The sequence below is a fragment of the Bacillus sp. hwrm1 genome (assembly GCF_040207805.1).
Taxonomy (GTDB): domain Bacteria; phylum Bacillota; class Bacilli; order Bacillales; family Bacillaceae; genus Bacillus; species Bacillus velezensis.
Map to the genome: position 1 here is coordinate 419,845 of NZ_CP157943.1, position 14,073 is coordinate 433,917.

The following is a 14,073-nucleotide window of genomic DNA, read 5'->3' on the forward strand; positions in this document are numbered from 1 at the left end:
CCGCTATATCATATTTATCAAGACTGTGCCCATTAGTATTCCGACAAGTGCAGCAATCTGATTCCCATTTCAAATTATAACATTGACATTTTGAAAGAATAAAGAGCCGGAATCAAAGATGAATGCAGTTTTCTTTCAAAGAAAGTTCCGGGTGCGGTAAAATATGCATATATGAAAAAGAAGACAAAAATGACAGCAAAGGGGAGAGGGCATGAAGCTGGAGCATGCGGAACAATTGCCGGGATTCATAAAAAAAGAAATTCAGAAAATACAAATCGCCATCGCGCCGCTGATGAAAAAAAGCATCATTTACCGTTTTCTTGCTTTCCCGCTCGCCGCTTTTAGTCTGTTTCATCTGGCATCGCTTTTGATTCAGGCCCCTTCCGGGAGAGGAGCTCTCGTATCGGCCGGCATTTTTGCCCTCCTTGCGGCTCTGGGTCTTGCGTTTTTTAAGGAAGCCGGCTATCAGCGGAAACAGGTGCAAAAAACGATCCGCCTTTATATGCTGAACAGAATCAGAAAAAGCGACATTCTGTCCGAGGAACGGAAAAGCGCCTATACCCGGCTGATTGCCGAGGAGCCGTCTGCGATGAAGAGCTTTATTGAATTTTTAACGGAAGAAGACCGGAAAAAAGAAATGCTTTATTAAAAAAGAGCTGACACGCGATCAGCTCTTTTTGTCATTCAAACACCGGGTCGTTCTCATAGTAATATGAATCAGGCGTGTCATACGTATCAGTGCTGTGATAAGCGATAATTCCGATGACAGCGAAGATGACGACTAAAATAAAAGCGAGAATGCCCAATACCACACTGGATGCCGCGTAAAAAAACTGCATTTTGATAAATGACGCGTAATGTGCAAGCATATTTTCTTCCGCGTTTTCTTCTAGTCCTTCCTGAAGGGCGGCAGCCGCTTTTGCCGAGCGCATCAGCATGACGCCGGAAATGATGAGCAGAACCCCCGGAATGGCTCCGAGCAGCGTCACAATGGCTGACAGAGCGGAAAGAGAGCCCGTGATGATCAGAAACACGGCGGTGATCTTTCCCCATTTGGCGATGTCGGCAAGGGAACGGGCTTTTTTATTGAGCGGCTGGTTTTCGTCTTTGTCTTTATCGATGGTGATCATGACAGTTCTCTCCCTAAAATGTTCAAGTCATATCGTTTTCCGTCCATTTCGGCGATACCCGGGAATACGCCCCATTCGGTAAAACCGAATTTTTCAAACAGCTTAATGCTCGGCACATTATGTCCGAAGATAAAAGCCATCAGGCTGCGGATGCCGATTGCCGGAGCGAGTGCCAGGGCTTCTTTCAGCAGAAAGCTTCCTGCTCCTTTGCCGCGGCAATCCTGATGCAGATAGATGCTGATTTCCGCCGTTTTGTCATAGGCAGGACGGCCGTAAAACGTTTCAAAGCTGATCCAGGCCGCCACTTTGCCGGTCTCATCTTCCGCGACCATCAGCGGGCGCCGGTCCGTGTGCCGCAAAAACCAATCCATCCGGTCTGCGGGCGTCACTTCTTCCGTATCAGCCGTTACCATCCGTGAGGCAATCGTCGAGTTGTATATGGCCACCACCGCATCTAAATCCTCCAATACGGCTTTGCGCAGGGTCAAATTCATATTCCGGGATCTCCCTTCACATTTTATTACATAATCAAGTGCAATCTGCACATACTATTTCCAAAAAAGTTTTTTATGGATGTGTATATATTTTCAGAAAAGTGTTCAGAATGTTGCTGAGGTGATGAACAAATGAGAGAGGAAGAAAAGAAAACTTCTCAAGTCAAAAAACTTCAGCGGTTTTTTCGCAAACGCTGGATATTCCCTGCAATCTACTTAGTCAGTGCGGCCGTCATTTTAACAGCTGTCCTTTGGTATCAATCCGTTTCGAATGATGTGAAGGACAATCTGACGAACAACGGCGGAAACTCCGCGTATGACAGCGGCAAAGACGATGCCGTCGAAGTAGGCAAGTCAATGGAAAACGTCGCAATGCCGGCTGCTCATTCTGAAAATGTTTCTGTTGTGAAAAAGTTTTATGAAACTGATGCCGCAAAAAAAGAGAAAGAAGCAGCACTTGTTAACTATAATAACACGTACAGCCTCAGTAAAGGAATTGACTTAGCTGAGAAAGACGGAAAATCATTTGATGTTTCTGCTTCTCTGAGCGGTACGGTTGTTAAAGCTGCTAAAGACCCGGTACTGGGATATGTGGTTGAAATTGAACACTCAGACGGCCTGTCTACTGTCTATCAGTCTTTATCTGAAGTCAGCGTCGATCAGGGCGACAAAGTAAAGCAGAACCAGGTCATCGGTAAATCCGGAAAAAACCTTTACAGTGAAGAAAGCGGAAATCACGTGCACTTTGAAATCCGCAAGGACGGCGTAGCGATGAACCCGCTCAATTTTATGGACAAGCCGGTAACATCTATTGAAAAAGCGGCGGCTGAAGAGAAAAACGCTGTGACAGAAGAAACGGAAGGGTCAATTCAGCAGTCTTCCGAGAAAAAAGATGTGACGCCTAAAAAAGAAACCGAAGAAAAACCAGGTGACAAAGAGGACGGCACAAAAGACAAGACAGATGGTAAAGATGACGGCTCAATGAAAGATTCGGGCAAGTAATCTTGATCCCAAAGCGCCTATCAGCTCTGATAGGCGCTTTTCATATTGCCGCATGTGCCTTTATACTAGTAGAAAACGAAGGAGATGCTGAATGAATAAATGTCTGGCGGCCGGGTGGCTCGTCTTTGTTTTCGTTTCGGCTTTGACGGAAAGCTTTCACGATATGATTGTGTCGCAGACGGTGTCCTTCCGTTTCACGCCGCATCCGGATGTGTCCGGTTTCTTTGTGTTCGATATGGCGGAGCTCGCCATACCGGAAGCGGCGATTCAAAAGCTCGGGCACGCGTTTTCATTTTTTGTGCTCGCCTATTTGTTTTTCAGGGAGCGCAGGCGCATGAAGAGGGCGGTGCTGTATGCATTGGCCGCCGCTTTCCTGACAGAAATCGTCCAGCTCTTTTTCGGCAGAAACGGATGCCTCCGCGATGTGCTGATTGACAGTCTCGGCATTGCCGCATTCTGTGCTTTACAAAGGAAAAAGCACACAGCCAAACATACAAAAACCGGCAGTCTGTGACAGACGCCGGCTTTTTTTTTATATATTATGGTTTGTCGATTTGCTTTTATGAACGATACTTTCATAGATTCGCACGATCAGATCGACAATCGGACGAAGCACATTTGAAAATCTGAACAGCAGGAATCCGACAATGAGGGAAACGATAATGCTTCCGAGCACATCGATCGGATAATGGTGGCCGACCCAAATTCTTGAGAAGCCGGTCAAAAGGCCGAAAATCACAAGCGGCCAGCCGAGTTTTTTGTTGCGGAACAGAATCGCAATTGAAATCGCCAAAGCGCCTGTCGTATGGTCACTCGGAAATGAAGCATCCGCGGCATGGGGGATCAGCGTATGAACCGTATGCTCGACAAAGGGGCGCGGCTCGACATAGACTTTCGTGATGAGGTAGTTGATGATAAGCGCTGCAACACCCGTGAAGCCCGCGTACAGGGCGTTTTGTCTGCCTTTTGTGCTTCCGAACAGCCACATGGCAAGCAGGAAAAGGGCGTAGGCGTAAATGGCGTATTCCGTAATAAATACCATGATAGAGTCGAGAATGGCACTATGGTGCGACAAACCATTGATCGCTTTAAATAGTTCGTAATTCACAAATATCACCTTTTATCTTTATTTTATATGAACAGTGTAATGCTTTTTTCTATGAGACACAATTGGTATTAAAAATAATCATAAAAAAGTAAACAGAATGAAACGTGACTGTATTACTGTGCGTCAAGTATGCGGGAAAAGAATAGCCGAAGGAGTTTTGTCCGTTGCTGAAACGTTTGAAAAACGCCGATCTGCCGCTTGTGTTTGTCATTATGCTGCTTTGCGGATTCGGCTTGTTAATGGTGTACAGCGCCAGTGATGTGATGGGGTCTCAGCGGTATGGAGATCCATCCTATTTCTTCCATAAACAAAGTACCTCTTTACTGATCGGATTATGCTTATTTCTATTTGCCGCCTGTCTGCCGTATAAGCGGTATGCGCGGCTTGTACCGCTGTTTGTGGTCGGTTCGCTGGTATTGCTGCTGCTCGTATTGATACCGGGAATCGGGCTGGAGCGGAATTTTTCCCGCAGGTGGCTGGGAGCGGGCCCGCTTGTCGTACAGCCGTCTGAATTGGCTAAGATCGCGATGATTTTGTATTTCGCTTCGATTTATACGAAAAAGCAGCCGTACATTCATCAATTTGTGAAAGGGGTTCTGCCGCCTTTAGTGATTTTGGGAACTGCTTTTCTGCTGACATTGGCGGAGCCTGATTTAGGGACGGCTTCCTTAATCCTGGCGGCGTGCGGGTCGATTTTATTATGTGCCGGCTTGAAAAAGCGCCATCTGTTCGTGCTCGGCGCGACGGCGGTGTCCGGGGTTGTTTATCTCGCATTTTCGGCTTCCTATCGTGTGAAGCGCCTCGTTTCCTTTACCAATCCGTTTGGTGACGCGAACGGGGACGGCTATCAGCTGATTCAATCCTATTTTGCTATTTCCGGAGGCGGGTTTTTCGGAAGAGGGCTTGGAAACAGTGTTGAAAAAATGAACTATCTGCCTGAGGCGCATACCGATTTCATTATGGCCGTGATCAGCGAAGAACTGGGGATATTCGGTGTTCTGATCGTTTTGGGATTATATTTTGCGTTAATGCTTCTCGGCGTAAAAACGGCCGTGCGGGCTGATGACCCGTTCGGGAAGCTTCTTGCCATCGGAATTACGTTTCAATTAATGTTTCAGGTTGTATTGAATTTGGGAGCGATGAGCGGACTTCTCCCGGTTACGGGTGTGCCGCTTCCGTTTATCAGCTACGGCGGTTCTTCATTAATTATGACGCTGTTTTTGTGCGGCATACTGGTCAATATCAGTACATATGCGAAAAAACAACCCGTACGGCATAAGCGGCCTGTCCCGCATGAAAAAAAGGTTTCTTCTTTTTAATGAAGCTGAAAAAACGCCCGGGACATTTCTGTCTCCGGGCGTTCTGCCTGTTTATAAAGCTCCTGGTCCTTCTTCTCCGGTGCGGATATTAATCGTGTTTCCGATTTCATAGACGAATATTTTGCCGTCTCCGGGCTCTCCCGTTTTCAGCACTTTTTTCGCCGTTTCCACGACTTGATCAACGGGGACCTTGCTGACAACGATTTCCACTTTCAGCCGTTCATACACATTGCTTTCAATTTTGACTCCGCGGTACAGTTCGGTGTGGGCTTTTTGAAGGCCGCAGCCGTGTACGTTGGAGAAGGTCAGCGATGTGACTCCGATTTTACCGAGTTCCTGTTTCAATGTTTCAAACTTAGCCGGACGCGTAACGATTTCTACCTTGAACATTTGACCGCTCATCTAAGCCACTCCTCACTTTATAAGTCCTGATATGCTTTTTCCCCGTGCATCGTTAAATCAAGCCCAAGTGACTCTTCTTCTTCACTGGCGCGCAGGGGAATGAACAGACCTACAATTTTAATGATAACGAAAGTGACAATAAATACAAATACATAGGTTGCCGCAATGGCCGCAATCTGCTTCCAGAGCAGTCCCGGATCGCCGTAAAACAGCCCGTTTGCCCCGCCGTCATTGACGGAAGTGGTTGCGAATAAACCGGTCGCGATGCCGCCCCATGTCCCGCCGATCCCATGCAGGCCGAAAGCGTCAAGCGCATCATCATAACCGAAAGTCTTTTTGAGCCAATAAACGCCCCAAAAGCAGACAAGCCCGCCGATGAAACCGATTACGATGGAAGAGAACGGCGTAACGAACCCGGCAGCCGGCGTAATGGCGACAAGCCCGGCGATTGCGCCTGATACAGCACCCAGCATGGTCGGTTTTTTATTCAGCATCCATTCGATTAAAATCCAGCCGATAATTCCAGCTGCAGCCGCGGTGTTTGTGTTAATGAAGGCAAACATCGCGATACTGTCAAGCGTGAGGGCGCTGCCGACATTGAAGCCGAACCATCCGAACCAGATGAGCGCTCCGCCCAAGAACGTGTAAATTAAGTTGTGAGGCGAAGCAGCCGTGCCGTCCTTGCGTTTCCCGAGCACAATCGCCAGCACAAGCCCGGCGACTCCGGAAGAAATGTGGACGACGTTTCCGCCTGCGAAGTCAAGCGCGCCCATTTGGCCGATCCAGCCGCCGCCCCATACCCAGTGCGCAACGGGCGTATATACGAGGGAAGCCCATAAAAAGGAAAATACAAGAAAAGCACTGAATCTCATGCGTTCAGCAAATGCTCCGGAAATAATGGCCGTCGTCAGTACGGCAAACGTCATTTGGAACATCATGAACAAGGAATGCGGGATCGTATCACTGTAACTTCCGGGTTCAAAGCCGACCCCCTTCAGCCCGGCCCATTCAATCCCGCCAAGCCATGTATTGCCGGGGGCAAAAGCAAGTGAATATCCGTACAAAACCCAAACGACGGATACGATGGCGAGAGAAGAAAAACTATGCATCGCCGTGCTGAGCACGTTTTTGCTTTTTACCATTCCGCCGTAAAACAAAGCCAGCCCGGGGGTCATCAGCCACACGAGTAAAGCGCAAAAGAACATAAATACTGTATCGCCCATCTGCATGTTGTATTCCTCCGTCTCATTCAGAATGTAATTGTGATTAATTCATTATTATAGAGAAAAAAGAACGATAAAACATTTTCGTGTAAGGTTATCTGACATGGTTTTTTGCGTTCATAATGCTGCTTTTTCAAATGGGTGCCGTGCGACTTTATATCCATAAAAAGAGCGCCGGAGCACGGCGGAAGAAATCCTGTCCGGGAAAGAGTAAAATAAACGGGGTGAGAAACACTAACTGCATCAGGAGGAATCATTATGACAACATCATTAAATCTGCAATTTGAAAAAACGGCTTTGGTCCTTATTGATTTACAAAAAGGCATTGTGCCGATGGATAAAAGCGGTACCGTTGTGCCGAACGCGAAAAAATTAATTGAGGTGTTCCGGGAAAAAGGCGGATTTATCAGCTTTGTGAACGTGGATTTTCATGACGGAGCGGATGCGCTGAAGCCGCTGACGGATGAAGAGGCGGCGGGCCATTCGGCTCCGCCGGCGGACTGGGCTGAATTTGTGCCTGACATCGGAGTGAAAGAAAATGATTATACGGTAACAAAACGGCAGTGGGGCGCGTTTTTCGGCACGGACCTGGACCTTCAGCTCAGAAGACGGGGGATCGACACGATTGTGTTATGCGGGATTGCGACAAACATCGGTGTGGAGAGCACGGCGCGAGAAGCTTTTCAGCTCGGGTATCAGCAAGTTTTCGTAACTGACGCGATGGCGACATTCAGCGATGAACAGCACGAAGCGACACTCAAGTTTATCTTCCCGAAAATCGGCAGAAGCCGGACGACGGAAGAATTTATCGCACAGACAAAATGACAATCTCCAAAAAAAGCCGCGTCCTGTTCTTGACAGCCGTGGCTTCGGGGACGATGCTGAACCCATTGAACTCGTCGATGATTTCTCTTGCGCTTCACAGTATTCAGCATGAATTTCACCTGTCGTTTACAACGGTGTCCTGGCTGATATCGTCCTTTTATCTGGCCAGCGCGGTGGCGCAGCCTGTTACCGGGAAGCTCGGTGATATGCTCGGCAGGAAGAAGCTGTTTTTGATCGGGCTTCTGCTTGTTGCCGTCTCAGCGGTCGGCGCGCCGTTTGCGCCGACTTTTATGACTTTGCTGGTCATGCGGCTTTTTCAATCAATCGGAAGCAGCGCGATATATCCGTCCGGCGTCGGATTGATCCGTTCAAATATACGGGAGAAGCAGGCTTCGGCGCTGGCCGTCCTGTCAATCTTTGCATCAGCCATGACGGCGCTCGGTCCGACTCTCGGCGGTTTTCTGATCGTTTGGGGAGGGTGGCCGGCAATCTTTTTCGTCAATCTGCCGTTTATCATTCTCAGCTTTTTTCTCGGAATGTATATGTTTCCGAAAGATGAAAAACGCGAGATCGGCGGCTTGAAAGGTGTGCTCCGCCAGCTTGATACGATCGGGATACTCCTGTTTGCCGGGGCGATTATCCTTCTCCTGTCGTTTTTATTGTCCTTCAGTACGAAGCCTCACTATACAGAAGGCGTATTCGGGCTTTTGTTTGTCGGGCTGTTTATCTGGCGCGAGCTGAAAACAGAGAAACCGTTTATTGATGTCAGGCTGTTTAAAACGCATCGGAAACTATCGTCGGTGTATATTCAATTTATTTTGCTGAATATATTCTTTTACTGCATCTTTTTCGGGCTTCCGAGCTATTTTCAGGATGAAATGCATTTGTCCGTTCAGACAAGCGGGTTGATTATGCTGTTTATGTCGGGCATGAGTATTCTGGTGTCGCCTCTGACCGGAAAATGGATAGATAAGAAAGGGCTTCTTCAGCCGATTGTTGCCGGAACCTGCCTGACCGCGATCGGAGCGGTGCTGTTAACGTTTTTCTTTCTTCAGGCGCCCATGATAGGAAAAGGGCTGATCCTGTCCGTGCTGGGTGTCGGCTACGGCTTCGGAAATGTCACGTTTCAGGCGGCCATGCTGACAACGAGCCCCGCCGACATGGTCGGAACAACGTCCGGCCTGTTTCAGACCTGCCGGTATCTCGGTTCGATTTTGTCTTCTGTCATTTTGGGCATTCTTTTCGGAAAAGAAATTACCGCCGGCCATTTTCATATGCTTGGGACGATTCTTATCGTTGTCGGCGCTGTAAGCCTTTTGATGGCGTTCCGGTTTTCGGTTCTCCTCAAAAAAGCCTCTTAACAGGCGCAACAAAAAGAGACGGGCTCTCCCCGTCTCTTTTTTTGTGTAATGTGCTCAAAAATCAAAACGATTATTGTCGATAGCGACCAATGTTATTTACGGAATTTTCAGTTATATTTTTTCACATGTGATGTAAGAAAAACGTACATGTGGGAGGGAGAAAATGAAAAAAACAACGAGTGATCGGCTAAGCAATAAAGATTTACTGCCTTTAGAAGACGGCGAACGGACATGGAAAGCGGTGAATTTTGCATCCATCTGGATGGGTTGTATTCATAATATCCCGACCTACGCGACTGTGGGCGGGCTCATTGCGATCGGCCTTTCTCCGTGGCAGGTGCTCGCCATTATCGTGACGGCGTCACTGATTTTGTTCGCCGCTTTGGCCTTGAACGGCCATGCCGGAACGAAATACGGCCTGCCGTTTCCGGTCATTATCAGGGCTTCTTACGGAATATACGGGGCTAACATTCCGGCGCTTCTCAGGGCGTTTACAGCCATCATGTGGCTCGGAATTCAAACATTTGCCGGGAGCACGGCTTTGCACATTCTGCTTTTGAACATATGGCCGGGCTGGGGGAGTCTCGGCGGAGATTGGAATATACTCGGGCTTCATCTGCCGGGTTTTCTGTCGTTCATTTTCTTTTGGGGCATTCATCTGCTTGTACTGCGGCACGGCATGGAATCGATCAAAAAATTTGAAGTGTGGGCGGGCCCGCTTGTTTATCTCGTCTTCGGCGGCATGGTCTGGTGGGCGATAGATATTGCCGGCGGGCTCGGACCGATTTACTCACAGCCGGGAAAGTTCCATACCTTTTCTGAAACGTTTTGGCCGTTTGCCGCCGGAGTGACGGGCATTATCGGAATATGGGCGACGCTGATTCTGAATATCCCTGACTTCACCCGGTTCGCCGCGTCGCAAAAAGAACAGATTCGCGGCCAGTTTTACGGGCTGCCGGGAACGTTTGCGCTGTTCGCGTTTGCAAGCATCACGGTGACATCCGGATCACAGGTAGCATTCGGAGAACCGATTTGGGATGTGGTGGAGATTTTGGCCCGGTTTGATAATCCTTTCGTTATCGCTCTTTCGGTCATCACACTTTGCATCGCCGCCGTCTCGGTTAACGTGGCGGCAAACATCGTGTCACCGGCCTATGACTTGGCGAATGTCCTGCCGAAGTATATTACATTCAGGAGGGGAGGGTATCTGGCCGCCGTTTTGGCCCTGTTCACAATACCGTGGAAGCTGATGGAGAGCGCCACGAATGTTTATGCGTTTCTCGGGCTCATCGGCGGGATGCTCGGACCGGTGGCCGGGGTGATGATGGCTGATTATTTTATCATCAGAAAAAGGCAGCTCTCAGTTGAAGACCTTTATTCGGAAACCGGACAGTACACTTATTACAAAGGCTATAATTACCGGGCCTTTGCCGCGACTTTTCTCGGCGCGTTTATTTCTTTAATCGGGATGTACGTCCCGGCGTTCGCCGGCATCTATGATATCTCCTGGTTTGCGGGTGTCATTTTGTCATGTCTCGGTTATACGGCGCTTATGTATATTCATCCTCCTTATGTAAAAGCGGCGGGACGAATCGCGCAGGAAAGAGCGGCCGAATAAAAAAAGCCGGGGCTGCCCCCGGCTTTTTGTCATATTAGTCTGCGATTGAAACGTTTCCGTCCGCTTGAAGCGGCGTTCTTTTTTTCTGGCTCCAGCCATACAGGAGTAAAGCAATCAGGACGAACAGCCCCGCGGCCAGATAAATCGAATGGAATCCGGCCGAAGCGACAAAGAGGCCGAATACATAGGATCCGCCGGCAATCCCGCTGTCAAAGAAAGTGAAGAAGGTAGCCGTCGCAAAGCCTGAACGGTGTCCGGGCGAGTTCTGAATCGCCAGCGTCTGCATGCACGGTACGATAGAGCCGTATCCGAGACCGATTACCGCACCGGACAAGAGAAGCATGAGGGCGCTGTTTGTCATCGCCAGCATGCAAAGCCCCGCGGAGAACACGATAATCGACGGATAGATGACGATTCCCGGCCCCACTCTGTCAAACAGCTTTCCTGTGAAAGGACGGGCGGCCATCATCGTCACTGCGAAACAGACGAAGAAATAGCCGCTGACATCCAACAGGTGGATCGTCTTGGCATAAACGGATAAATATGAAGTCACACTTGAATAACAGAAAGAAATGGACAACCCGACAATCGCGATTTTAAGCGCGCCTTTTTCAAACATGTCGGAGAAAGAAAAACGGAAGACAGTCGTTCCGCTGTTGTTTTGATCCGGCACACGAATCATAAAAGCAATCAGCAAGCCTAAAGAAACAAATACGGCAAAAATCGTAAAGAAAACCGGGAACGAAATGACTTTCACAAGACTCAGCCCGAGAAAAGGACCGATCGCCATGGCAAGGTTCATAGACATCGCAAAATAACCGAGCCCCTCGCCGCGCCGCTTGGCGGGAATAATGTCAGCGGCAATTGCGCCCGTGACCGTCGTTAAAATGCTGAACCAGATGCCTTGGAAAAAACGCAGTCCGAGCAGCAGATAGAAATTGTGTAGCGGCAAATACAGATAAGAAGACAGGGCGAACAGCGCCAAGGATACAATCGTCATTCTTTTCTTGCCGAACCGTTCAATAATCGCCCCTGAAAAAGGACGGGTAATAATAGCAGATAACAGGAACAGGCTGATCAAAAGCCCTCCTTGCGATTCACTGCCGCCAAGCTCCTGAATCATATAGATAGGCAGCACGGCCAAAAATGTATAAAAGAACACAAAGACAAATAAATTCACGAGTACGACCATAATAAAATCTTTGGTCCAGATCGAGTCAGATTTACTCAAAAGTACAGCACTTCCCTTTCTTTTCTATTTCGTTAAAAACACATTCAGAAACTCAGAAAAAGCTTCCTTATCTCCATCTTGGAAATCCGCAAGCATGTCTTCCTCGAACTTCAGCATCTCTTGATTGATGCTGTCGTATTTCAATTCAGCTTCCTTCGTCAGGACGACGAGCTTTTCCCGCTTGTCTTCTCCCTGTTCCCGCTGAATCCAGCCGTTTTCTTCAAGGCGTTTGATCGTTCTGGTAACGGTCGGCGCCTCTACGTTCAGATAGGACCAGATTTCTTTTTGGGTCATCGGTCCGATCGTTTTTAAGCAATATAGGATTGACCATTGAGAGGAGTACAGGCCGAATGGTTCCAGCCGTTCATTGGCTTTCTTCGTAATCAGGCGGGCGCATTGATTGATTTGGTGAATGAGGCGTCTGTTGACGTGGATCATTTCCGTTCTCCTTTTCAAAAAACTTACCTAAGTAACTAATTGTGCTGTTTCATTCTACAGCAGGATCGCGCGGATGTAAACCCCCCGATCAAAAAGCAGAAAATTATGACCCGCCCCTTGTCCTTATTGAGTTTTTAGCATATTCCCAATTCATTGCTAATACACTGTTACAAACCTATCAAAGAGAGTGTTTGAGGTGAGGGATCGTGGGCATATTTCTAAAACCTTCTTATATAATCGGACAACGAAGAAGCTGCATCATCAGTGAATCTGTTACAGAATACGGATCTCATTTCACACTTCTCACATCCAACTGGGGAGGTCGAGTGGTGTGCACGATTACATCAAAGAGCGAACAATCAAGATTGGCAAGTATATCGTGGAGACGAAAAAAACCGTTCGTGTCATTGCGAAAGAGTTTGGTGTTTCCAAAAGTACCGTACACAAAGATCTGACAGAGCGCCTGCCTGAAATCAATCCTGACTTGGCGAATGAAGTAAAAGAAATACTCGATTATCATAAATCCATCAGACATTTAAGAGGGGGAGAGGCGACGAAACTAAAGTACAAGAAGGATGAAATTCTTGAAGGGGAGCCCGTTCAGCAGCCGTAGCGCCTGACGTCTGCCGGGCCCTTTTTTCTCCTCCCGGGCGGTTTCGCGAATATCCGCAAAATTTTGTCAAGAACTTATATCGTTCAGCAGCTTTTTTTTGATAAATTATGATAATATATATAATTAGGGCACAATGTGGATATTTTACTGTGAAACAGATATCAAGGAGGATATAAATAGATGTTTGCAAGGGATATTGGAATTGACCTCGGTACTGCAAATGTACTGATCCATGTAAAAGGAAAAGGAATTGTTCTGAATGAGCCTTCCGTTGTGGCACTTGATAAAAACAGCGGCAAAGTGCTGGCTGTCGGTGAAGAAGCCAGACGAATGGTTGGACGTACACCTGGGAATATTGTTGCGATCCGTCCGCTGAAAGACGGCGTAATCGCAGACTTCGAAGTAACAGAAGCCATGCTGAAACATTTCATTAATAAGCTGAATGTAAAAGGACTTTTCTCAAAACCGCGCATGCTGATCTGCTGCCCGACGAATATTACATCCGTTGAGCAAAAAGCGATTAAAGAAGCAGCTGAAAAAAGCGGCGGAAAGCATGTGTACCTTGAAGAAGAACCGAAAGTTGCCGCTATCGGCGCGGGTATGGAAATCTTCCAGCCGAGCGGTAACATGGTTGTTGACATCGGAGGCGGTACGACAGATATCGCAGTTATTTCTATGGGCGATATTGTCACCTCCTCTTCTATTAAGATGGCTGGGGACAAGTTTGACATGGAAATCTTAAATTATATCAAACGCGAGTATAAGCTGCTGATCGGTGAACGTACCGCTGAAGATATTAAGGTGAAGGTCGCAACGGTTTTCCCAGACGCACGTCATGAAGAAATCACCATCCGCGGCCGTGACATGGTTTCCGGTCTGCCGAGAACGATTACAGTAAACAGCAAAGAAGTAGAAGAAGCCCTTCGTGAATCAGTTGCCGTCATTGTGCAGGCCGCCAAGCAGGTTCTTGAAAGAACACCGCCTGAATTGTCCGCTGACATCATCGACCGCGGCGTTATCATTACCGGCGGGGGAGCGCTGTTAAACGGGCTTGACCAGCTTCTTGCCGAAGAGCTGAGGGTGCCTGTTCTTGTTGCTGAGAACCCGATGGATTGTGTTGCGGTCGGAACCGGCGTCATGCTGGATAACATGGACAAGCTTCCAAAACGCAAACTGAGCTGATGATAAAACCTCATTCTGAAAAAGAATGGGGTTTTTTTCTGTCAAACCCTTCACGAACGGGAATGTAAATCCGATAATAAGAAAAAATGCTGATTTTCATTATAGAACAAATGTTCCGGTGAGGCAA

The 14,073-nt window shown here is 47.9% G+C and carries 16 protein-coding genes; 9 read left to right on the top strand and 7 right to left on the bottom strand.

All coding sequences use genetic code 11. The annotated features are described in order from the left end of the window. Positions 1-211 precede the first annotated feature (211 nt). Positions 212-649 carry a DUF5392 family protein gene (locus ABK447_RS02200; protein WP_007614328.1) on the top strand — a complete coding sequence of 146 codons (438 nt, stop codon included), beginning with the start codon at positions 212-214 and terminating at the stop codon, positions 647-649. A 31-nt stretch (positions 650-680) separates the two neighbouring features. On the opposite strand, the gene ABK447_RS02205 is transcribed toward ABK447_RS02200, so the two are convergent. Then, positions 681-1,130 (bottom strand): DUF5362 family protein, encoded by a 450-nt coding sequence (locus tag ABK447_RS02205; RefSeq protein WP_007407573.1) that lies wholly within the window; start codon positions 1,128-1,130, stop codon positions 681-683. Beyond that, complete coding sequence (locus ABK447_RS02210) at positions 1,127-1,618, bottom strand: GNAT family N-acetyltransferase (protein WP_087920810.1); 492 nt, start codon at positions 1,616-1,618, stop codon at positions 1,127-1,129. Before ABK447_RS02210 ends, ABK447_RS02205 begins: the two co-directional genes overlap by 4 nt. 138 nt (positions 1,619-1,756) lie before the next feature. On the opposite strand from ABK447_RS02210, the gene ABK447_RS02215 reads away from it, so the two are divergent. Next, entirely contained in the window at positions 1,757-2,626 is an 870-nt protein-coding gene (locus tag ABK447_RS02215; RefSeq protein ID WP_007407571.1) for a M23 family metallopeptidase, read from the top strand. Between the two features lie 91 nt (positions 2,627-2,717). After that, positions 2,718-3,140: a VanZ family protein gene (locus tag ABK447_RS02220; protein ID WP_007407570.1), complete on the top strand. Its 423-nt coding sequence runs from the start codon at positions 2,718-2,720 to the stop codon at positions 3,138-3,140. Between the two features lie 18 nt (positions 3,141-3,158). Here the strand turns inward: ABK447_RS02220 and ABK447_RS02225 are convergent, their stop codons facing one another. After that, positions 3,159-3,734: an undecaprenyl-diphosphatase gene (locus tag ABK447_RS02225; RefSeq protein WP_003151220.1), complete on the bottom strand. Its 576-nt coding sequence runs from the start codon at positions 3,732-3,734 to the stop codon at positions 3,159-3,161. 164 nt (positions 3,735-3,898) lie between these two features. Between ABK447_RS02225 and ftsW the strand changes: the two genes are divergently transcribed. Then, positions 3,899-5,053, top strand: coding sequence for a putative lipid II flippase FtsW (ftsW, locus tag ABK447_RS02230; RefSeq protein ID WP_015418402.1), 1,155 nt, complete (start codon positions 3,899-3,901; stop codon positions 5,051-5,053). Between the two features lie 51 nt (positions 5,054-5,104). Here ftsW and ABK447_RS02235 read toward each other — a convergent pair whose 3' ends face one another. Together ABK447_RS02235 and ABK447_RS02240 are read right to left on the bottom strand one after the other, a co-directional pair. Beyond that, a complete protein-coding gene (locus ABK447_RS02235) occupies positions 5,105-5,455 on the bottom strand; it encodes a P-II family nitrogen regulator (RefSeq protein WP_003151222.1) in 351 nt (116 codons plus the stop codon). Between the two features lie 17 nt (positions 5,456-5,472). Then, complete coding sequence (locus ABK447_RS02240; RefSeq protein WP_003151223.1) at positions 5,473-6,684, bottom strand: ammonium transporter; 1,212 nt, start codon at positions 6,682-6,684, stop codon at positions 5,473-5,475. A gap of 252 nt (positions 6,685-6,936) precedes the next feature. Between ABK447_RS02240 and ABK447_RS02245 the strand changes: the two genes are divergently transcribed. The 3 genes from ABK447_RS02245 (at position 6,937) to ABK447_RS02255 (ending at position 10,482) form a co-directional block, all read left to right on the top strand. After that, positions 6,937-7,503 carry an isochorismatase family protein gene (locus tag ABK447_RS02245; protein ID WP_020956462.1) on the top strand — a complete coding sequence of 189 codons (567 nt, stop codon included), beginning with the start codon at positions 6,937-6,939 and terminating at the stop codon, positions 7,501-7,503. Further along, on the top strand, positions 7,500-8,864 hold the full coding sequence (locus ABK447_RS02250) for an MFS transporter (protein ID WP_020956461.1): 1,365 nt from the start codon (positions 7,500-7,502) through the stop codon (positions 8,862-8,864). Before ABK447_RS02245 ends, ABK447_RS02250 begins: the two co-directional genes overlap by 4 nt. A gap of 163 nt (positions 8,865-9,027) precedes the next feature. After that, entirely contained in the window at positions 9,028-10,482 is a 1,455-nt protein-coding gene (locus ABK447_RS02255) for an NCS1 family nucleobase:cation symporter-1 (protein WP_039063774.1), read from the top strand. 34 nt (positions 10,483-10,516) lie between these two features. Here the strand turns inward: ABK447_RS02255 and ABK447_RS02260 are convergent, their stop codons facing one another. Further along, positions 10,517-11,713 (bottom strand): MFS transporter, encoded by a 1,197-nt coding sequence (locus tag ABK447_RS02260; RefSeq protein ID WP_039063773.1) that lies wholly within the window; start codon positions 11,711-11,713, stop codon positions 10,517-10,519. Positions 11,714-11,737: 24 nt separating this feature from the next. Beyond that, a complete protein-coding gene (locus ABK447_RS02265) occupies positions 11,738-12,151 on the bottom strand; it encodes a MarR family winged helix-turn-helix transcriptional regulator (RefSeq protein WP_007407562.1) in 414 nt (137 codons plus the stop codon). A gap of 331 nt (positions 12,152-12,482) precedes the next feature. On the opposite strand from ABK447_RS02265, the gene spoIIID reads away from it, so the two are divergent. Together spoIIID and mbl are read left to right on the top strand one after the other, a co-directional pair. Continuing rightward, entirely contained in the window at positions 12,483-12,764 is a 282-nt protein-coding gene (spoIIID, locus tag ABK447_RS02270; RefSeq protein WP_003151236.1) for a sporulation transcriptional regulator SpoIIID, read from the top strand. Positions 12,765-12,944: 180 nt separating this feature from the next. Then, a complete protein-coding gene (gene mbl / locus ABK447_RS02275) occupies positions 12,945-13,946 on the top strand; it encodes a cell shape-determining protein Mbl (protein ID WP_003151237.1) in 1,002 nt (333 codons plus the stop codon). Positions 13,947-14,073 lie beyond the last annotated feature (127 nt).

What these genes read in the sequence shown, in the direction of transcription:
- ABK447_RS02200 (WP_007614328.1), top strand. Translation starts at nt 212, where the DNA reads ATGAAGCTGGAGCATGCGGAACAATTGCCGGGATTCATAAAAAAAGAA.
- ABK447_RS02205 (WP_007407573.1), bottom strand. Translation starts at nt 1,130, where the DNA reads ATGATCACCATCGATAAAGACAAAGACGAAAACCAGCCGCTCAATAAA.
- ABK447_RS02215 (WP_007407571.1), top strand. Translation starts at nt 1,757, where the DNA reads ATGAGAGAGGAAGAAAAGAAAACTTCTCAAGTCAAAAAACTTCAGCGG.
- ABK447_RS02220 (WP_007407570.1), top strand. Translation starts at nt 2,718, where the DNA reads ATGAATAAATGTCTGGCGGCCGGGTGGCTCGTCTTTGTTTTCGTTTCG.
- ABK447_RS02235 (WP_003151222.1), bottom strand. Translation starts at nt 5,455, where the DNA reads ATGAGCGGTCAAATGTTCAAGGTAGAAATCGTTACGCGTCCGGCTAAG.
- ABK447_RS02240 (WP_003151223.1), bottom strand. Translation starts at nt 6,684, where the DNA reads ATGCAGATGGGCGATACAGTATTTATGTTCTTTTGCGCTTTACTCGTG.
- ABK447_RS02245 (WP_020956462.1), top strand. Translation starts at nt 6,937, where the DNA reads ATGACAACATCATTAAATCTGCAATTTGAAAAAACGGCTTTGGTCCTT.
- ABK447_RS02250 (WP_020956461.1), top strand. Translation starts at nt 7,500, where the DNA reads ATGACAATCTCCAAAAAAAGCCGCGTCCTGTTCTTGACAGCCGTGGCT.
- ABK447_RS02255 (WP_039063774.1), top strand. Translation starts at nt 9,028, where the DNA reads ATGAAAAAAACAACGAGTGATCGGCTAAGCAATAAAGATTTACTGCCT.
- ABK447_RS02265 (WP_007407562.1), bottom strand. Translation starts at nt 12,151, where the DNA reads ATGATCCACGTCAACAGACGCCTCATTCACCAAATCAATCAATGCGCC.
- mbl (WP_003151237.1), top strand. Translation starts at nt 12,945, where the DNA reads ATGTTTGCAAGGGATATTGGAATTGACCTCGGTACTGCAAATGTACTG.